A 19,747-nucleotide genomic window follows, 5' to 3' on the forward strand; every position below is an offset into this window, starting at 1 on the left:
GGAATGAATATGAAATACGATGAATTGGCCGGTGACATTCTCCGTCACGTCGGCGGTCGGGAAAACATCAACAGCTTGGTGCACTGTGCAACCCGATTGCGCTTCAAACTGAATGACAGCAGTAAGGCGGATGCGGAAGGCCTGAAAGAAAATCCTGAGATTATCATGGTGGTTGAAAGCGGCGGTCAGTTTCAGGTGGTGGTCGGCAACCATGTTCACGATGTTTGGCTGGCCGTGTGCCAGGCCGCGGGCCTCAGCGATGACGCTCCGGCTCAGAAAACAAAAAGTGAAGATAAAAACGGGGTGATGGCGGCATTCATCGATGTGGTTTCCGGCATTTTTACGCCGTTTCTCGGGGTGTTGGCGGCCTGCGGGATCTTAAAGGGCTTTCTTGCCCTCAGCGCGGTAGGCGGCTGGCTGGAGGAGAGCAGCGGTACCTGGCGCATTTTGTTTGCCGCCAGCGACGCGCTGTTCTACTTCCTGCCGATCGTGCTTGGTTATACCGCCGGTAAAAAGTTTGGCGGTAGTCCTTTCTTAACCATGGTCATTGGCGGTGCATTGGTACACCCGATGATGCTTGAGGCTTTCCAGGCCAGCACCAACGGTGCGACCGAAACCTTCTTCGGGATTCCGGTGGTGTTTATCAATTATACCTCGTCGGTGATCCCGGTAATTTGTGCTGCCTGGTTCTGTTGCTGGCTTGAACGCCAGTGCAATAAGGTGATGCCATCGGCGGTGAAGAACTTCTTTACCCCGCTGGTGTGTATTGCGGTTACTGTGCCGCTGACTTTCCTTGTCATTGGGCCTCTGGCCACCGGGTTAGGCGAGTTGTTAGCCGCCGGATTTCAAATAGTTTACAAATTCGCGCCCTGGTTGGCGGGCGGCATTCTCGGCGCGCTATGGCAGGTTTGCGTGATTTTCGGCGTGCATTGGGGATTGATCCCACTGATGATGAACAACATGGCGGTACTCGGCCATGACCCGATGCTGGTGATCCTGCTGCCGGCCGTGTTTGGTCAGGTGGGGGCTGCGCTGGGGGTGTTCCTGAAAACCCGTGATGTGCGCCTCAAAGCACTGGCCGGTTCAGGCTCCATTGCCGGGATCTTCGGTGTTACCGAACCGGCGGTTTATGGCGTTACCCTGCCGTACCGCCGGCCGTTTATCTTCGGTTGTATCGGCGGTGCTCTCGGTGGGGCGATTGTCGGTTTCAGCCTGAGTCAGGCCTATTCCTTCGGCCTGGCGAGTATTTTCACCCTCGCGCAGATCATTCCTCCTTCCGGCCTTGATGCTTCGGTATGGGGCGCGATTATCGGCGTAGCCATATCGTTTATCCTTGCCTGCCTGCTGACTCTCATTGCCGGGTTGCCGGCGGCTGAGGCCGTTCCTGAAACGAAAGCGGCGGTAGTTCCCGTGGCTGGTGAGGAAGACATTCTGGCACCGCTGAGCGGTGTCACCATCCCCCTTGAGGATGTGCCGGATCCGACTTTCGCCAGCGGCGTGATGGGGGGCGGGGCGGCGATTATCCCTTCTGAAGGGCGTGTGGTCGCGCCATTTCATGGAGAAGTCGCTTCGCTGTTTACCACCCGTCATGCCATCGGTTTGCTGAGCGACAGCGGCATTGAGGTATTGATTCATGTCGGTATCGATACGGTGAAACTCAATGGCGAGCATTTTACTGCCTACGTCAAAGAGGGGGACAAGATCCGGCCCGGCGATCTGCTGATTGCTTTCGATCGCGACGCGATTCTTCTTGAGGGCTATGACCTGAGCACGCCGATTATCATCAGTAACAGCGAAGATTTCGCAGGAATAGAGCAGAAGCATACCACTCCATACGTTCAGGCGGGTGGACCCTTCCTGCATATTAATCGCTGAAGTTTAAGGAGAGAGAAATGAGCAAAACGTTTCCTGACGGTTTTTTATGGGGAGGCGCGCTGGCGGCTAACCAGGTTGAAGGCGCATGGCTGGAGGGAGGGAAGGGGATATCGACCTCTGACATGCAGCCGAACGGTATTTTCGGCGGCGTGGTGGAGAGGACGCCCGGCGATCGCAGTATCAAAGATGTCGCTATTGATTTTTACCACCGCTATCCGGAGGATATCGCCCTTTTTTCCGAGATGGGGTTTACCTGCCTGCGGGTCTCTATTGCCTGGACCCGTATTTTCCCGCAAGGGGATGAGCTGGAGCCCAATGAAGCGGGTCTTGCATGGTACGATGCGCTGTTTGATGAATTAGCCCGCCATAATATTCAGCCCATGGTGACGTTATCACACTACGAAATGCCGTGGGGATTGGTGGAAAATTACGGTGGCTGGGGAAACCGGAAACTTATCACTTTTTTTGAACGCTATGCCCGTACTGTCTTCACCCGTTATCGCGATAAGGTGAAACTGTGGCTGACCTTCAATGAAATCAATATGTCGCTGCATGCGCCGTTGACGGGGGTTGGCCTGCAGGAAGACTGCACGACGGAAGATATTTACCAGGCTATCCATCATCAGCTGGTTGCCAGTGGTATGGCCGTGAAAGCTTGCCACGAGATTATTCCCGACGCGAAGATTGGCAACATGTTGCTCGGTGGCCTGATGTATCCGCTCTCCTGCAAACCTGCAGATGTCTTTGCTACCCTGCAGGAGAACCGTACCTGGCTCTTTTTCGGCGATGTTCAGTGCCGCGGGGAATATCCGGGCTATATGCGGCGTTATTTCCGCGACAACGGCATCGTGTTGCAGACAGAACCCGCGGATGATGAGGCGCTGAGCCATACCGTCGACTTTATCTCCTTTAGTTACTACATGACCGGCTGCGTTACCGCCGATCCTGAACTGGTGGAAAAACTGCGCGGTAATATTCTTGATATGGTGCCGAACCCGCATCTTGAGAGCTCTGAGTGGGGGTGGCAAATTGATCCGCTTGGCCTGCGCACGCTGCTCAACGTGTTGTGGGATCGCTACCAGAAGCCTTTGTTTATCGTCGAAAACGGCCTCGGCGCACAGGATAAGCCTGATGCCGACGGCCACATTCACGATGATTACCGCATCAGCTATATCAACGATCATCTGGTTCAGGCGCGGGAAGCGATCGACGATGGCGTGGAGCTGATGGGGTATACCGCATGGGGGCCGATTGATTTGATCAGCGCCTCGAAAGCTGAAGTGAACAAACGTTACGGCTTTATCTACGTCGATTTGCAACAGGACGGCTCCGGCACCCTGGAACGTCGCCGTAAAGAGAGCTTCTATTGGTATCAGGGCGTCATCGCCAGTCACGGCGCTTCGCTGAAACCCTGATCTTAACGTGACGACGCGGCTCCGACGGGGGCCGCGTTTTTGCCTGCCGCGACGGTAAGTATCCCGCATCACCGCGCCGTTCACAGTCAGAGATCTTCCGGCAGATTCATTCTGCCAACAACGGAGATCGCCATACGTAAAGCCCGTTTTACTGAGCATCAGATCATCGCCGTGATGAAGTGGGTTGAAGCCGGACGAACGGTTAAGGATGCCTGCCGGAATACCTGTGACTCCCCCCCTTACCGAATCCGCCGTGCTTATTGCGGGCTCTCAACTCTTCGGTTATGGCGCGAGATAACGCGGGGTGTTGCAAAATGAGACTTATCTGAACGAGCAAGACTCGGCATTCATAACGTGACGCAGGCAGTTAGCTGAGTGGCATTTACGCTTTTTATGCAGGCATTCAGGGGGGAGTATGAGTGCTTTATTCATTAGCTTTGCTTATGTTTATGCGTTTTTTGGTTCACCAGAGGTCATATCATCACGGTGTAATCGTTGCCTTTTTTTGTGATACCTATCATGATTCATGATAAATATCTTGCCAGATAAGTAAAACCCCATCTCCTTCTTAGGAAGACATTATTCAATCTTTAGTACAGTATGGCCGGTTACCTGAGGGAAAGTGAAAGTGCATCAATATGTGCTTTTGACCAAAATCTCATGTGTAATAGCTAAAATATTGACCAGCCATCAGCGTAATGCAGCCCGCAAAAATTTTTTTTTATCCCGAAAGATCCAAAAGGGAACGATCCCGGTATCAAAATTGATAACATTTTAACGACGATTGAATTATTTGATTTACCTCCGCCTCCATTTAGGTTAGCTGCTGGCTGTCTGGCCGATGAGAATGGTGAGCAGAGTAAGAAATGATGTTGGGCAAAATAGAGCCTCCCTGGCCTGCTTCACGGTAAGCAAGCGATACATCTATCAGGGAGGCTTATTGGATGGTGGTGACACTATTCATGTTGATGATTTTTTTGTAATTATATGTATTTTATTGATTTTTTTAAATATCAGATATAGTTTAGGTATCCTGTGTTGATCAGATTTGTCGCTTTCTTAATACGATACCGGATGTTAGATCTCAACCAACTGTCTGATGACCATTCTCTTTCAACAAGCTGTTCACCAAATATTTCAGAGGCGATAGCCCGGTGCGAAAAGCCTTTGTTAAGATCATCTACGGTCTTTAACAAAGTGAGGTATTGTTCCTCTTTATCATCCCCTTCTATTTTGTTGTTAATAATATTTTTTATAATATCAATGTTTTTATTACTTATATTGTTATTTAAACAAAGAGGAACATATAAAAATATGTTTGATCTATCATTAAGGGCACTGGCATCATCAATAAAGAATTGAAAGTAATTGCTCTTATTAAATACCTTGACGCATAAAGATCCATCCAAAAGAAATAGTTTTTTCTTTTCCAGGTTGGGTGTGTTCTCAATATTACCCCATGTCAAATATCCGTTATTACTAAGTATTATCCGGGTTGATCTCCGGCTCAGTTCAGGAGACCAGAATACTCCTTTGGGCGTGGCATGATTTGGATCAACAAATTTCAGTAGTCCCCATTTTTTCTTAGCAATTAGATCAATATCATTCTGGTATTCTTGGGATGTTTCTTGATTTTTAAAAGAATACCAATCCTTAATGTAAAGTTTATTTCTTCTTAAGCATTCCCATGCAAAGTCAGTGTATGTTTCACTGTTCATGATGCAAATCCTATATTAATGGAATATGACATTTATAGATGTTTATGATTCTTAAGAACTCACAACAGAAGGGTGAAAAAGCATTTAAACAAAATTGCCCCTACCACGCTATGAGTCATTTCGATATTTATTCATAAGCCGAAGACGTTATCGATTTTATTTTGTTTAATAAATCATGAAAATTGGGTATTAATCCGAATAGTTGACGGTTATTTACTTTTATCAAAATTCTTATTGAAAGTGGAAGTGATTTCATTCTTATCATAAAAGATGGTGGAGAATATGGCCGACATTTTTTCTCAAGAACTTTATGGCGTAGAGTTTGATCCTCTATACGGAGAGATAGAATCCACGCTGACACAGATGGATGAATCTTCTGATCCGCTTTCTGGGCCTGATAACACTGCGCAGATCAATTGGAATCAACTCTCTGAACAAGCAGGGAAATTACTTGAGCAGTGCTATGACCTGCGTGTTGCGCTCTGGGCTATCCGGGCCAACCTGCATCAGGATGGAATCTCTTCTCTTTATCATGGGATCGTTGAACTTAGTCAATTGGTATTAAATAGGAGTGATGCCATCTACCCTAAATCAGAGGAGGGTAATATCAATGGCGGACATGCAGCTGCACTGGGATGGTTGTCTACTCCACAGTTTATTGCTGAATTGAAGTCTGCCAAGCTCACTAAAGAACATGGGGTCAGATTAAGTGATTTAATTAATGTCGATGCGGCAATATCTTCCGAACGTACTTTCTCCTCGTCTTCGGCAACCCTGTTGGTGATAAATACGTATTATCAGAAAAACGGGTTGCCAGATATTAAAGAGCAGATTTCTGCCATAAATCAGGCAATTGAAAATGTTGAAAACTATGCGAATCAATATACTGAGGGCTATCAGTTAGATTGCCGTCCGTTACGCTCTTTTTTAACAAAGGTCTTGTCTCAGATTAATCAATTATCCGTTGTTGCGGATATCGACGATGAACACATCATTGACGCGGAAGTAAAGAGTTCGGATTTGTCTGAAGATTCGTTGCTCGACAGCCGGGAGATAAATGTCCGTTCACGTCAGGAAATCATATTAATGCTTGATCGTATCTTAGACTATTTTCAGCGTCATGAGCCAAGCCATCCCGCACCAATATTTATCCGCCGCTCTAAGCAAATGATCGGAATGGATTTTGTGTCTATTGTCGAGGATTTGCTGCCTGAGTCTATGAGCACATTACAGCAGTATACCGGGAAATGATAATCATTGTGTCTGAATGAGGAAATTGGGATGGCTAAAGACGCTAGCTCTCAAAAATTTATTGGAAGAAACAATGCACCACGCGTGCAAATTGAATATGACGTTGAAATATATGGTTCGCAAAAGAAGGTTGAGTTGCCTTTCGTCACCGGAGTCATGGCCGACCTCTCCGGACACCGGGCGAAACCTCTGCCCCCCGTTGAGGAGCGAAAGTTTCTGACCTTTGACCAGGACAATTTCGATGCCCGTATGCGTGCAATCAAGCCTCGGTTGAAGTTTTACGTCGACAACACGCTGAGTGAGGAGAATGAGCTGCTGGATGTCGAGCTGGAGTTCGAATCGATGGAGGACTTCTCACCCGGCGCTATCGCCCGGCGTATTCCGCAGATGGAAAAATTGTTGGAGGCCCGGGCCCATTTAGCTGAATTGATCACCTATATGGACGGGAAGTCGAGTGCAGAAGAGGTTGTTAAAAACCTGCTTGAGCAACCTGACTTTTTACAGCGGTTAGCGACTGATGCGCAGGCGACGGTGACGCAATTAGGTCAGGCCCAGGACGACCAGCCATCTTTTGAGGGGGAAGAGTAAGTGGAAAACATACAACATACTCAAACTGGCACGCAGACGGATGTCGATGTCGTTTTTGCTGACAATGATCTGAACGAACTTGACGACTTACTTAAGCGCTCATTCCGTCCGAGAACCGATGAAGCATCCACCGCCGTACGTCGTGCGATTGGCACGCTGGCGTCCTATGCGAACAAAGGGAAGGTCAAGGTCAGCCGGGATGTCGTCATGACGATTGAATCCCTGGTGGCAGAAATTGATGAAAAGCTTTCTGAGCAGATGAATCATGTTCTGCATCATAAAGAATTTCAGAAACTGGAGTCAGCCTGGCGAGGGTTAAGTTATCTCGTTGATAATACAGAGGTAAACGAAACCCTGAAAATTCGGGTACTGAACATTCAACAAAATGAACTGGCTTCAACACTGCGCCGCTACAGAGGTTCTGCGTGGGATCAAAGTCCTGTCTTTAAACAGATTTACGAGCAGGAATACGGTCAGTTCGGCGGTGAGCCTTTTGGTTGCATGATTGGTGACTTTGAATTTGACCACGGCCCGCAAAGCGTGGCGCTGCTTACGGAGTTAGCCAAAGTGTCGGCAGCGGCCCATTGCCCATTTATTGCCTCTGCGTCGCCAGCCATCATGCAAATGAATGACTGGAAAGAGCTGGGTAACCCGCGTGATATCGGTAAGATTTTCACTACCCCGGAGTATGCCCCATGGCGGCGCCTGCGTGAGAGCAATGACTCCCGGTATCTTGTACTCACGCTGCCCCGCTTTTTGTCGCGGCTTCCCTATGGTTCAAAAACGAATCCTATTGATGATTTTGCCTTTGAAGAAGTTGTGAATCCTTATTCAATTGAGGATTTCTCCTGGGCAAATGCGGCCTATGCCATGGGGGTGAATATCAACCGGGCTTTTAACGAATATGGTTGGTGTTCGCGTATTCGTGGTATCGAGTCCGGTGGTTCGGTTGAAGAATTACCCGCCTATGCTTTCCCTTCTGATGAAGGGGGGTATGAATTGACATGCCCAACGGAACTGGCGATTTCCGATCGCCGTGAAAATGAATTGTCCAACGCCGGCTTTTTGCCGCTGGTATACCGCAAGCACTCTGATTTTGCGGCGTTTATCGGATCGTGCACCCTCCACGCGCCCGCAAATTATGAAGATCCGGATGCGACCGCCAACGCCAAGCTGTCTGCGCGCCTGCCGTATATCTTCGCGACCTGCCGCTTCGCGCATTACCTCAAATGTATTGTCCGCGACAAGATTGGTTCGTTCCGCTCCCGGGACGATATGCAGATTTGGCTTAATGACTGGCTGATGAACTATGTGGATGGCGATCCGACGATCTCAACGGAAGCAACCAAGGCGAAGCGGCCGTTAGCGGCTGCGGAAGTCCGGGTAGAGGATGTTGAAGACGATCCTGGTTTCTACCGTGCGCATTTTTATTTACGGCCGCACTACCAACTGGAAGGCATGACGGTTTCATTGCGGCTGGTCTCCAAACTTCCGTCAAGTAAGGAAGGCAAAGAGAAGTAAACGTTTTGTCTGGTCAGAAGCCGGTGTCATAGCCTGGAAAGGTACGACCCTGCGGTCCTGTAAGAGAGATTCGAGCCAATCCGGCACCCCTTTGGGGAACGTTCCCTATTTTTGAGGGGGAATATGGTTCGGCGTAATGCACCAGCGAAATGCAGAACGCTATGCGCGTTTCATACATCAATGACATTAACTCAGGAGTAAAGAATGGCAGCTTTAGTCGATTATTTTTTAAAAATTGAAGGAGTTGAAGGTGAATCCCCCGATCAAACCTACGGTGGCTGGATTCAGCTTCAGGCCTGGCAATGGTCGGAAGAGAACGCGGGCCGCTGGGGGTTCGGCAGCGGCGGTGGGTCGGGGAAAGTCGAAATGAAAGACTTTGAATTTCATATGGTCAGTAACAAGGCATCCCCGAAGCTCTTTTTGATGTGTGCCACCGGGGAGCATATTCCCCAGGCCAAGCTGGTGTGCCGTAAATCAGGCAGCGGTCAGCAGGACTTTCTTACCGTGACGTTTGGTAACTGTCTCGTTTCTGCGTTCAAAACCGTTGGCAACATGCCTCTTAGCGCCACCGCCGTAAACATACAGGAAGCCGATACCGTACTGCCTACGGATGTCATCAGCCTGAACTTCGCACGTATTGAAATCGAATACAAAGAGCAGAAGAACGATGGCTCCATGGGGGCAGTAATCAAGTCCGGTTACGACCTGAAGCTGAACTCCCGTATCTGATGGTCCCTGGTTATGCAAGCTGCTCCACGGATGTGGGGCAGTTTTCCCGGAAAGGAATGGAATGATGAAAACGTCGGATCCCGTGCTGTTCGATAAGTTGAGCCTGCGTCGCGAGCATACAAGCCTGCCGCACTGGCGTGAAGTGCTACTGCGCGACATTGAGTTCTTGCTCAATGACTCCGCACACAGTGCCGCGCTGAAGTTGCAGCGCCATGCGCATTGCGAAACCTCTGTGCTGAATTACGGCCTGCCGTCGCTTAGCCAGCAAGTGCCGGTCAATACGGACCTGATGGCATTGGCGCGGCAGATCCAGCGCATTATCGCCACGTTTGAATCGCGTCTGGATCCCCGTTCCATCAGGGTTGTCCCCCTCATCGACAAGGATCAAACCTGGGTGTTGGCCATCCTGTTTGACATTCATGCCCGGTGTAATTTGCCCGGCGAAGAGCAGATGGTGAATTTGCGTATTGCGCTTGATTACTCCTATGGGATTGTGCGTGTTCTTTAACGAATTGATAAAAAAGAGAATATCGACATGCTCAGTGAAAATTTTCTTGCCTTATACAATGAGGAATTGCGTTACCTGAGGGAGGATGGGCAGCGATTCGCCCATACACACCCTCAGGTAGCCCAGCATCTTGGTATGTTGGCTGACGGCGTGTTGGACCCTTTTGTTGAGCGCCTGCTGGAGGGAACCGCTTTCCTCAGCGCCCGGATTCAGGAACGTTTGAATAATGAGCAGCCGGAATTTGCCCTGCAGATGCTCGGTCGTCTGGCGCCGTTTTGGTACACGCCGCTGCCGTCTATAGCCACAATTGCGATGACGCCGGATTTGACGTCACCCCAGTGGTACTCGAATGTAGAACTGCCGCGGGGCAGCAAAGTGATATTGCAGGATCCCTCCCTGCATACCAAGCAGGCCACGTTTACGACAGGCCGCAGCCTGAAAATTCAGCCTCTGGTGATTGAGTCTGCCGAATGCGCGACTACGCCGTCAGTGCACCTTCCGCAAAGCGCAGCCGTTTATCTTCGGGAAGGGCAGGCGCACATCGGGCTGAAATTAAGCACTCAGGGCGTCGCATCGTTGTCAGAACTGGATTTTGATCCCCTGCATCTCACCCTCGCCGGCGATATCGTACACACCAATCAGCTACTGACCACCTTGCTCAATGATACCGTCCGTATCGTTTTATGGGCGAAAACGGACGATGGACGCCCGGTTGTCAAAACGTTGATGCCTGATGATTTACGTCAGGGCGGCCTGTCCGGCAGTGAGGCGTTGTTGCCTTGCGCGATTGGCGAACTGCCGGGCAGCCGGTTGCTGAGGGAATATTTTGCCTCCCCCTCCCGATTTTTCTCTGTGGAATTACATGGCCTTAACGAATTTTTGCAACAGGCAGGACGAGGACAGTCATTCGAGATTATTTTCGTTTTAGAGCACCGCCCCCTGCATCTGGTCGGGCGGGTAAGCGATGGCGATTTTCGCTTATTTGCTACGCCGGTCATTAACCTGAGTAAGCGCCGTTGCAGTCCCGTCCTGATTAACGGCGAGCATACCGAGTACCCCGTGATTGTTGATCACCTTAATCCGCGGATGTACGAGATTCATCACCTGCTGAATGTGACCGGCTTGCTGACCGACGGCGGAAACGTCCCATTTTCACCCCTGCATGGTCATGCTTCCTATGAAGATGAGGAAAGCCCTGCGGGATACAGCCTGCGCCGGCGCCGGGAGTTCGTCGATAAAAACGGCCATAAATCTTCTCAGTTGCCGGTTGATAGCCTGTTTATCGCATTTTCTCCGGGCAACAGGAAAGTCGATATCGATCGTATCAAGGCGCTCTCTATTGAAGCGATGGTTTGTGATCGTCATCTGATCCCCGGCCAGCTCCAGCAGCCGCATTTTCAGCTGGAAAATGCTTTGCCGGTCCGGCAAATCGAAACGCTGCGTCATCCTTCCCGGCCACAGGGCGTTCCAGATATTGCGCAGGCATGGAAGGCATTGCAGTTGCTGGCCAATAACCCCTTACGCTATGCCCTGCCGGAAGTCTCTGATTGTTCGTTGATGCTGCGTGACTGGTTGTCACTGTTCTGCCAGGTGCATGAAACCAGCCAATACAAACGCGTCACCAGCCTGAGCCATGCCAATATCAGGCACAAATTCGAACGTAACCCGTTGCCTGGGCCGATCGCATGGATCCGGGGGGCGCAGGCAACGATCGACCTGCACAGCAGCCACCACAGTGATAAAGGCGCTTTTCTCTTTGCCCGGATCATTCATCACGCGTTGGCGGAATATTGCGAACTGGGACAAACCTTGCAGATGGATGTGAAGCTGGATGGCGAGCCGTTTGCGTCATGGGGGGCGATAAGGCATGTCTAATATGCCCCCCGTTACTCAGCGCATCACCGGCATTTCGGCCCGGCAGGATTTCTTTGAACTGTTGCGCCGGATTGAACGGGCCTCGCCGCAGGAGGCCCGTCTCGGAACCTGTGGCGATCGCAGTCATCAGCGTATCCGCATCTTTCAGCCGGCGGATCTCTCTTTCGCGCCACGGGAAGTTGCAGATGTGCGCCAGCCCATCGGGGAACACGCGGCAACGGAGCCACTGACGATTTTTTGCCGTCATTTTGGTCTGTTCGCACCTTATGGCCCGCTCCCTATTCATATGACAGAACACGCCCGTAATGAGTTTCTGGCACGGCGTAATCGGGCATTTCAGGATTTTGCCAGCATCCTGAGTCAGCGAATGGCGGTGTTGCATTACCGCGCCTGGGCTCAGCTGCACGTCGCCGTGGGGCATGACCGGGAAAAGACCAACCCGTTCAGAAGCCATCTTTGCCAGATCGCCGGGCTTACTACGCAGCAGAACGTCGACCAGCATATACGGCGCGTGCGGGAAGCTTTCCCTGGTGCGTATCTGCCGGGGCGGGGATCGTTATACAAGTTGCAGGAAATTCTGACGTATTACTTTTCCGTCCCGGTGAAGGTGGCCCCACACAAAGGAATATGGATTGACGATGCGCATAACCAAGACCGCCAGCGGATGGGGCATCTTGGCGCCACCCGTATCGGCCGGCGGTTCTTCGATGTGCAGCACAGCCTGGTGGTGTATATCGGGCCGGTATCTGGTGAAGGCTATCTCAAATTCCAGCGTGGCAGCGATCGACTGAAAACCCTGGTGCATCTCTGCCACGACTTTGTCCGCTACCGGATGGTGCTGGACATTAACGTCATTATTCAAACCTCACCAGATATGGCCTGCAGCCTGAAGAGTGGGAGGCTCGGACGCCACAGTTGGTTAAAACCCGGTACGGCATTGAGCATACGTCCTCTCTACAGAACGGCGACCTGATTAAAGGAGTAACAACGGTGTACCAGCGTGAACGTCTTTTTAACCGGCTTGGCCCATTCGCTTATAAAACATTTGTTGAAGCGACCCGTCTATGCCGTAGCTACCGACATGAATATGTGGAACTGGAGCATTGGCTGAAGGTGCTGCTGGATTCGCAGGACGGCGATTTGCCAGCCCTGTTCACTCACTATGGCATCAATCAAAAGCTGATTGCGGACCGTCTCGATAACTTTATCCGCCATATGCCTAACTGTAATACCGCGGTGCAGGATTTGTCAGATCGCCTGGAGGCGGCGGTTGAGGCGGGATTGCTGATAAGCGAGCTGACCGGTACGCAGCGTACGATCCGCACTGCCCACATTTTAATTGGCTTGTTGCAAACGCCTCAGCATCAGCGTTGGTTGTATCGTTTGTGCGATGAGTTCAAAAAGTTTCCCGTTGAGCAACTGGCTGAGCAGTACGAGGCGTTTTTACGCGACTCCTGTGAACATGAAGAAAGCAGGGAACCCGCTGATGTTCCGGCGGCGCAGGGCGGCGGCGCTCCGGATAACAAGACGGTACAGGCCCTGGATAAGTGGTGCAGTGATTTAACGCGTCAGGCGAAAAATGGGGAAATCGATCCCGTTATCGGACGGGAAGCCGAGCTACGCCAGATGGTGGACATTTTACTGCGCCGTCGCCAAAACAACCCGATTCTTGTGGGCGAGGCCGGCGTGGGAAAAACGGCGGTTGTGGAGGCGCTTGCCCGCCGTTTAGCCAGCGGAGATGTGCCCCCCCTGTTACAGGGGGCGCGCCTGTTGTCGTTAGATCTCGGGCGAATGCAGGCCGGCGCCAGCCTGCGTGGTGAGTTCGAGTCGCGCCTGAAGGCTTTGATTGATGGTATTCAGCAGTCGCCGACCCCGGTCATTCTCTTTTGCGATGAAGCCCATACCCTGGTTGGCGCCGGGGGGCAAGCCGGTACCGGGGATGCCGTCAACCTGTTAAAGCCGCTGCTGGCCCGCGGGGCGTTGCGCATGATCGCTGCGACCACCTGGTCGGAATATAAACAGTTCATTGAGCCGGATTCTGCATTAACACGCCGCTTTCAGCGAGTATTCATCGGAGAGCCCGACGAGGCGACTGCGGTGGATATGTTGCGTGCGATCGCGCCGCACTTTGCCCGTCATCATAATGTGACAATCCGTGATGCCGCGCTCTCTGCTGCGGTTCGTCTCTCCTTGCGTAATTTGCCTGCGCGTCAGCTGCCGGATAAAGCGATCAGCCTTTTAGACACCGCCTGCGCGCGAGTGGCGTTAAGCCAGCATGCGCAGCCCCAGGCAATCGAACAGTTAGCCGCGCGGCTGGAGATTCTTAAGACAGAACACGGTTATCTGCAGCGTGAAATTCAGCTGGGCGCCGCGGTGGGGGAGCGTTTAGCCGACGTCGAGGCACAGATTCCACACCTGGAGCAAGAGCTTGCCGGCCTGCGCGATCGCAATATCCGGGAGCAGGCGTTGGTACGGGAACTTATCCCTGTTGATGATGGCGCAGGTGTTATTACTGAAAATGCCCGCTGGCCAGAGCTGGCGGCGCTGCAACAGGACAAGACACTGGTCTATCCGTGGGTAGATGAGCAGACCATCGCAGATGTGCTTTCCGACTGGACCGGGATTCCGTCAGGAAAAATGTTGCAGGACGATATCGAATGCATCCTCAATCTCGAACAGCATCTTGGCGAACATATATTTGGTCAGGATAACGCCATCCGTGAAATCGCTCAGACCATGCGTATCGCCCGCGCAGGCATTCAGTCCCAGGAACGGCCGCTGGGTATTTTTCTGCTGGCAGGCTCGACCGGCACCGGTAAAACGGAAACGGCCAACGTATTGGCGGAAATGTTATACGGGGGTGCGCATAACCTGATTACGTTCAATATGAGCGAATTCCAGGAAGCCCACACGCTTTCTACGCTGAAGGGGGCGCCGCCCGGATATGTTGGCTATGGCAAGGGCGGCAAACTGACGGAGGCCGTCAGGCGCAAACCGTATTCGATTATTTTGCTTGATGAATTTGATAAAGCGCATCCCGATATTCATGACGCTTTCTATCAGGTCTTCGATAAAGGCTGGATGGAGGATTCTGAAGGCCGCATCGTAAGTTTCCGGCAGTGCTTCATTTTTCTTACGTGCAATCAGGGCGCCGATGAGATCGAACAAGCGTTTCAGGGTGAGGAACCGGTGAAGCCGGCCACGCTCAGGCCGCTGGTCTATGACGCGCTGCTGCGCAGCTTCGCGCCCGCCTTGTTGGCCCGGCTCAACATCATTCCCTATGTCCCCCTGAATCAGGACGCTTTAGCCGCCATTGCCGGGCATGGCCTGGCCCGTCTGGGGCGGCGCTTACTGGCGGAAACGGGGGCGGCATTGGTGTTGGACGGCGATATCCCCCTTTGGATTGCGTCACGGGTCATTAGCCACCCGAACAGGGGGCGTGCGGTGGATGAGCTGTTGCGGCAGGCAGTGCTGCCAGTCATCGGTAATGAGGTATTGCGGCGTAAACAGGCGGGGCAGCCATTGAAAGAGGTACGGCTCATTACTGATGCGACAGAACTCAGTATGGAATTCGCATGATGGTTACCGCGGGAAAATGGGATTTATAACTTTTGTTAATACGGGGTTGTTATGCCTTTAATCGAGTTAGAGAATGACAAGCTATCAGTGCTGGATGCCTTTCCTCTCAGCTTTACTACGCGGGAGCATCTTTCCATAAATCCGGTTTATAAGCTGGAATTTCAGGTTGCCGGCGCAGACCTGGATCTGAGTGCGCTGCTTGGCGAGATGGTGAAAGTCAGGCTGGAACTACCTGACTCAGCGGGTTACCGCACCTTTTTTACCTATGTGATCGCCGGTTTTGACGAGGGGCAGCGTCAGGATAAGTTTGTTTATCGTTTGGAAATGAGCACCTGGTTGTGGTTTTTAAAGCAGAACCGTAACTGCAGGATTTTCCAGAATATCAACGTTGTCAGCATCATTGAGCAAGTCTTTGCCCGCTATAGTTTTGCTGATTATCGTATCGCTCTTGAAGGCAGTTATGCTCCGCGCGAGTACTGCGTTCAGTTTGAAGAAACCGATCTCAATTTTGTCAGCCGCCTGATGGAAGACGAAGGGATTTGGTTCTACTTTGAGCATGGCGAAGAAAATAACACTCTGGTCATCACCGATCGCCAGCAATTCCCTGAGTTAGACAGCCGCTACGCCCAGCTAAGCTTTCTGCCCGACAGTGAAGAACGCCGGGCGATCAGGGAGAGTATTCAGCGCATCCAGCGCTCAAAGCGCATTCACTCCAGTGAAATCGTACTGCGTGATTTTGATTTTCTTAATCCCCGCAACACATTGCAGACTAAGGTGGAGGAAAACCGCGGGCATCTGCAGGATATTCCGCTGGAGTGGTATGACTACGCCGCCGGATATACCGATACCCAGGAGGGGGAGGCGATTGCGCGGCTGCGTCTGGAGGCGATGCAGAGCAGCGGCCAGTTGCTGGTGGGAGAAAGCAATGCCACGGGGCTTATTGCCGGGCATACTTTCGAACTCGTTCAGCACCCTGATCCGGGCCGGAACCGCAGTTTTAAACTCATCAGCTGCGATTATACCTTTCTGCAGGACGGGCCCGACAGTGCCAGCCAGGGGCGCAATGTTACCTGCCGATTCCAGGCGCTGAATGACGATGTGCCCTACCGTCCGCTGTGTCTGACGCCCAGCCCTCAGGTGCCCGGTGTACAGAGCGCGACCGTTGTGGGCGCCAAACAATCAGAAGTCCATACCGATCAATACGCACGGATACGCGTTCATTTTCACTGGGATCGTTACAAAACTACGGAAGAAGACAGCTCCTGCTGGATCCGCGTCGTTCAGGCCTGGGCCGGTAAAGGTTGGGGGGTTCTGGCGATGCCGCGCGTCGGTCAGGAAGTTTTGGTTACCTATATTGATGGTGACCTCGACCGGCCGATGGTGACGGGCATCGTATATAACGGCGAAAACCCACCTCCCTATCGTCTGCCTGAATACATCAACTACTCAGGGCTGGTTTCCCGTTCACTGCGCTTCGGTCAGCCGCAGCATGCCAGCCAACTCACGTTTGATGATAACCGGGGCAATGAGCGCGTCATGCTGCATGCAGAACGCGATCTGCAAAAAACGGTGGAGCGCAACTCCGCAACGGCAGTAGGCCAGGACAGCTATGAAACGGTTGAACGTACCAGCACGGATTGGGTGAGTAATCATATTTCCTATACCGATATGAGTTTCTCCATTACGGGGATGAGCGTTTCTGCCACGGGATTCAATGCGTCCGCCACCGGAATTAACTTATACGGCAATGGCTTTGAAGTCGGTTTTGTCGGGATAGGAACCTATTTCTGTTTGATCAACACCTCTTTCACCGGCATCGCAACCAGTTTTACCGGTATGTCGACGTCGTTCACCGGTGCCAGCAACAGTATGACGGGGGTGAGTAACTCCATGACAGGCTGCAGTAACTCGTTCACCGGTTGTAGTAACAGCATGACCGGCAGCAGCCATAGCATGACGGGTTTTAGCAGCAGCATGACGGGTTGCAGCACCAGCATGACAGGCAGCAGCTCTTCTTTTACCGGCGACAGCGTTTCCTATACCGGAAACAGCTTCAGCAGTACGGGGTCCAGCACCAGCGAAACCGGGGTGAGCGTCAGTACGACGGGCAGCAGCACCAGCGTGACGGGCAGCAGCATCAGTACCACCGGCAGCAGCGTCAGCACAACGGGCAGCAGCATCAGCGCGACAGGCAGCAGTATCAGTACCACGGGCAGCAGTATCAGCACCACCGGCAGCAGCATCAGTACGACAGGCAGCAGCATCAGCTCCACCGGCAGCAGCGTCAGTACCACGGGCAGCAGCATCAGCACGACGGGGAGCAGCATCAGCGTCACGGGCTTGTCGATAAGCTACAACGCCGTGCAGTACGCCGATCATGGGATCGATCTGAAATCCGTCGGCATGCAAAGTAAAAACTGAGGAAGGGATCATTATGCGCATTATTCGCCCTCAGCAGCTTGCGGTCCTGAAGAACGGTTATCAAATCGGTCAGGAATGCCATATGGGTATCAGCGTGATAGCGGGCTTTTATCTTTCCCGCCCATCGCACTTCGTCACGGAAGCCCAGATATGGCAGGCGTGGAAATCCGCGCCGACTTCATTTCATGTCCTTGATGGCGCGGAACCAAAGCCCTATGCCGAGTTTTTGCTCGCGGGGCATGCGGGTATCGGCGAGGAAGTGACGGCATTGGACGTTATCGCCCATGTTGGGCCGCTGACCCGCCGGTGGCGGGTCGAAGGCGAAAGCAACAAGGCCGGAATGATGACTAAGCCGTTCACACGTATGCCGATGGATCACACGCAAAGCTGGGGAGGTAAAGGTTGCAAGGATAACCCGCTGGGGCGTGGCTACAACGACAATCGCCATCCAACGTTAATGACAATGAATATTGATGGTTCGGCCATGGTCTGCTCTCCTCTGGCGGCGCCCACGCCGCTTCCGCCCGACTTTCAGGTGCGAAAAAGCTATATAGATGACGTCGCTGGGGCGATGACAGACAAACATTATCTTGAAACCTGCTTTCCGGGGCTGCCGCCGTCGATCGATCGCCGCTACTTTCAAACTGCCGCACCGCAGCAATGGCTGAAAAAGGCTGAATGGCCGGATGACGTTCCCTTTGAACTGCATGGCTTCCGTGCCGGTTATGACGTATTGGCCGGGGAGTTTCCTGCTGTACGGGCAAGGGCATTTGCCTGGAGGAATGGGCAGCCGGAGCCCGAAGAGGTGCTGCTGCTGCGTAAAACATTGTGGCTGTTGCCGGATAACGATATTGGTCTGATCGTGTTTACCGGGCATCTCTCATTGTCACACCTTTTTGAGGAACCGCTGGAGACATTGCTGGTTGCCCTCGATCCCGCGGCTGCGCTGCGTGATGAGGCGCATTATTGCGGCGCATATACTCGCCGCACCCAGGAAGGCGCGCCGCCGTTCGAGTTTCTTAACGATCCGGACCTGATGCCTGAAGGCATGGCGCTGAATGTGATCCGTGATCTGTCCGATCACCCGGACTCCAAACGCTATAGCGCATTGCCGTTAGCGAAGGTTGACGCTGCGCGTTTTTATCGTGATTTGCAGGAGACGATTGAACTCTACCGGCAACGGCAGAAACAGCGCGAATCAGGCGAATCAGACAAGGCCGGTGCTGAAAACCCTGTGCTGCCCGCAATCTCCGATGAGCTGGGTGAGAACTGGCTGCGGCAGGGAGAAAATGAAGCGGAAAACATGACGTTCTCCGGTACAGATTTCTCCACACATACCTTGCAAAACAAACAGTTCCGCTATTGCACATTCAATAATTGCAGTTTCCCCGGTACTTGTCTGCAGGATTGTACTTTCGAGTTTTGCCAGTTCATCTATTGCAGTTTCAGCAAGGCTACGTTCAAAAACGTGACGCTGAAAAGCTGTTTCGTCCGTAATTCTCGCTTACAGGAAGCGCTGATTGAGCGTGGCGTATGGGAGAAGGTCACGGTGGAATCCTCCGGGTTTCAGATGAGCCGATTCAACGGATGTATCTGGAATCATAACGTGATTATGCAAGGGGATTTTAGCCAGTGCAGTTTCGACGACAGTTCACTCAATCATGGCTTTTTTTCCGGCACCACACTATCTGACGCAACGTTTCACCAGGGGAATGTGATCTCGTGTGTTTTTGAAAAATGCGCGTCCCAGGGAACGGCATTCAACGGGTGTGCCCTCGAAAAAGACTCTTTTGTCGGCGGAAGCTGGCAAAAATGCAGCTTTATCGCTTGTCAGATTGAAAGTGTCACCACCGGGCTCGGTATTTCACTTTCCGGTACGCATTTCGAGCAATGCAGCATGAGCAAAGTCGGGTTCACAAAAGCCGACCTCCGGGACAGCCGCTTTGCCCATTGCACCTTACTGGAAACATGTTGCGACATGGCCAATCTTGAGCAGGCGAACGTCACTCACTGTGATATGGCCGGCTTGCGCCTCAAGGATGCGGTACTGATCCACTCTTCGTGGAATGGCGTCAGCCTGCAACAGGGCATGTTGTACAACGCCGATCTGCGTGATGCCACATTCAGGGGGTGTAATTTTGTCGGCGCCAATCTGGCCATGATCAACCAAAACGTGATGACACGCTTTGAACGTTGCCTGATGGAACAAACCCACTGGATACCCCGGCGTTATCGGGCAACCGCCTGACGCTTTACTTTGACAGGGA

The 19,747-nt window shown here is 52.2% G+C and carries 13 protein-coding genes and 1 pseudogene; 13 read left to right on the forward strand and 1 reads right to left on the reverse strand.

Annotation, left to right across the window (positions count from 1 at the left end; all coding sequences use genetic code 11):
- The first annotated feature begins 9 nt into the window (after positions 1-9).
- From bglF to C8D90_RS22425, 3 genes and pseudogenes are all read left to right on the forward strand, one after another.
- Positions 10-1,875 (forward strand): PTS beta-glucoside transporter subunit IIABC, encoded by a 1,866-nt coding sequence (gene bglF / locus C8D90_RS18470; RefSeq protein ID WP_115459938.1) that lies wholly within the window; start codon positions 10-12, stop codon positions 1,873-1,875.
- A gap of 17 nt (positions 1,876-1,892) precedes the next feature.
- On the forward strand, positions 1,893-3,290 hold the full coding sequence (locus C8D90_RS18475) for a glycoside hydrolase family 1 protein (protein WP_115459939.1): 1,398 nt from the start codon (positions 1,893-1,895) through the stop codon (positions 3,288-3,290).
- 132 nt (positions 3,291-3,422) lie between these two features.
- Positions 3,423-3,510 (forward strand): annotated as a pseudogene (locus C8D90_RS22425) (transposase); the annotation flags it as partial.
- Positions 3,511-4,303: 793 nt separating this feature from the next.
- Here C8D90_RS22425 and C8D90_RS18485 read toward each other — a convergent pair.
- Positions 4,304-5,008 (reverse strand): DNA -binding domain-containing protein, encoded by a 705-nt coding sequence (locus C8D90_RS18485; RefSeq protein ID WP_115459941.1) that lies wholly within the window; start codon positions 5,006-5,008, stop codon positions 4,304-4,306.
- A 282-nt stretch (positions 5,009-5,290) separates the two neighbouring features.
- On the opposite strand from C8D90_RS18485, the gene C8D90_RS18490 reads away from it, so the two are divergent.
- The 10 genes from C8D90_RS18490 to C8D90_RS18535 all read left to right on the forward strand — a co-directional run bounded on the left by C8D90_RS18490 (position 5,291) and on the right by C8D90_RS18535 (position 19,728).
- Positions 5,291-6,259, forward strand: a complete 969-nt coding sequence (locus C8D90_RS18490) for a type VI secretion system protein TssA (RefSeq protein WP_115459973.1) — start codon at positions 5,291-5,293, stop codon at positions 6,257-6,259.
- A 30-nt stretch (positions 6,260-6,289) separates the two neighbouring features.
- The gene (gene tssB, locus C8D90_RS18495) at positions 6,290-6,847 is read left to right on the forward strand and encodes a type VI secretion system contractile sheath small subunit (RefSeq protein WP_115459942.1); all 558 of its coding nucleotides are present in this window, start codon (positions 6,290-6,292) and stop codon (positions 6,845-6,847) included.
- A gap of 69 nt (positions 6,848-6,916) precedes the next feature.
- Positions 6,917-8,368 carry a type VI secretion system contractile sheath large subunit gene (tssC, locus tag C8D90_RS18500; RefSeq protein ID WP_230473057.1) on the forward strand — a complete coding sequence of 484 codons (1,452 nt, stop codon included), beginning with the start codon at positions 6,917-6,919 and terminating at the stop codon, positions 8,366-8,368.
- A 204-nt stretch (positions 8,369-8,572) separates the two neighbouring features.
- Entirely contained in the window at positions 8,573-9,097 is a 525-nt protein-coding gene (locus C8D90_RS18505; protein ID WP_115459944.1) for an Hcp family type VI secretion system effector, read from the forward strand.
- Between the two features lie 64 nt (positions 9,098-9,161).
- Positions 9,162-9,605 carry a type VI secretion system baseplate subunit TssE gene (gene tssE, locus C8D90_RS18510; protein WP_115459945.1) on the forward strand — a complete coding sequence of 148 codons (444 nt, stop codon included), beginning with the start codon at positions 9,162-9,164 and terminating at the stop codon, positions 9,603-9,605.
- A gap of 27 nt (positions 9,606-9,632) precedes the next feature.
- Positions 9,633-11,480, forward strand: a complete 1,848-nt coding sequence (gene tssF / locus C8D90_RS18515; protein WP_115459946.1) for a type VI secretion system baseplate subunit TssF — start codon at positions 9,633-9,635, stop codon at positions 11,478-11,480.
- On the forward strand, positions 11,473-12,453 hold the full coding sequence (gene tssG, locus C8D90_RS18520) for a type VI secretion system baseplate subunit TssG (protein WP_115459947.1): 981 nt from the start codon (positions 11,473-11,475) through the stop codon (positions 12,451-12,453). Before tssF ends, tssG begins: the two co-directional genes overlap by 8 nt.
- A gap of 17 nt (positions 12,454-12,470) precedes the next feature.
- Positions 12,471-15,059 (forward strand): type VI secretion system ATPase TssH, encoded by a 2,589-nt coding sequence (gene tssH, locus C8D90_RS18525; RefSeq protein ID WP_115459948.1) that lies wholly within the window; start codon positions 12,471-12,473, stop codon positions 15,057-15,059.
- Between the two features lie 51 nt (positions 15,060-15,110).
- On the forward strand, positions 15,111-17,480 hold the full coding sequence (vgrG, locus tag C8D90_RS18530; RefSeq protein ID WP_115459949.1) for a type VI secretion system tip protein VgrG: 2,370 nt from the start codon (positions 15,111-15,113) through the stop codon (positions 17,478-17,480).
- 13 nt (positions 17,481-17,493) lie between these two features.
- The gene (locus C8D90_RS18535) at positions 17,494-19,728 is read left to right on the forward strand and encodes a DUF2169 family type VI secretion system accessory protein (protein ID WP_115459950.1); all 2,235 of its coding nucleotides are present in this window, start codon (positions 17,494-17,496) and stop codon (positions 19,726-19,728) included.
- The last annotated feature ends 19 nt before the right edge of the window (positions 19,729-19,747 follow it).

It is taken from the genome of Enterobacillus tribolii, from assembly GCF_003363015.1.
In the GTDB taxonomy this organism is placed as follows: Bacteria; Pseudomonadota; Gammaproteobacteria; order Enterobacterales; family Enterobacteriaceae; genus Enterobacillus; species Enterobacillus tribolii.

Coding starts and splice junctions, on each gene's coding strand:
- C8D90_RS18490 (WP_115459973.1), top strand. CDS start 5,291: ATGGCCGACATTTTTTCTCAAGAACTTTATGGCGTAGAGTTTGATCCT.
- C8D90_RS18475 (WP_115459939.1), top strand. CDS start 1,893: ATGAGCAAAACGTTTCCTGACGGTTTTTTATGGGGAGGCGCGCTGGCG.
- C8D90_RS18535 (WP_115459950.1), top strand. CDS start 17,494: ATGCGCATTATTCGCCCTCAGCAGCTTGCGGTCCTGAAGAACGGTTAT.
- tssB (WP_115459942.1), top strand. CDS start 6,290: ATGGCTAAAGACGCTAGCTCTCAAAAATTTATTGGAAGAAACAATGCA.
- tssG (WP_115459947.1), top strand. CDS start 11,473: ATGTCTAATATGCCCCCCGTTACTCAGCGCATCACCGGCATTTCGGCC.
- bglF (WP_115459938.1), top strand. CDS start 10: ATGAAATACGATGAATTGGCCGGTGACATTCTCCGTCACGTCGGCGGT.
- vgrG (WP_115459949.1), top strand. CDS start 15,111: ATGCCTTTAATCGAGTTAGAGAATGACAAGCTATCAGTGCTGGATGCC.
- C8D90_RS18505 (WP_115459944.1), top strand. CDS start 8,573: ATGGCAGCTTTAGTCGATTATTTTTTAAAAATTGAAGGAGTTGAAGGT.
- tssE (WP_115459945.1), top strand. CDS start 9,162: ATGAAAACGTCGGATCCCGTGCTGTTCGATAAGTTGAGCCTGCGTCGC.
- C8D90_RS18485 (WP_115459941.1), bottom strand. CDS start 5,008: ATGAACAGTGAAACATACACTGACTTTGCATGGGAATGCTTAAGAAGA.
- tssF (WP_115459946.1), top strand. CDS start 9,633: ATGCTCAGTGAAAATTTTCTTGCCTTATACAATGAGGAATTGCGTTAC.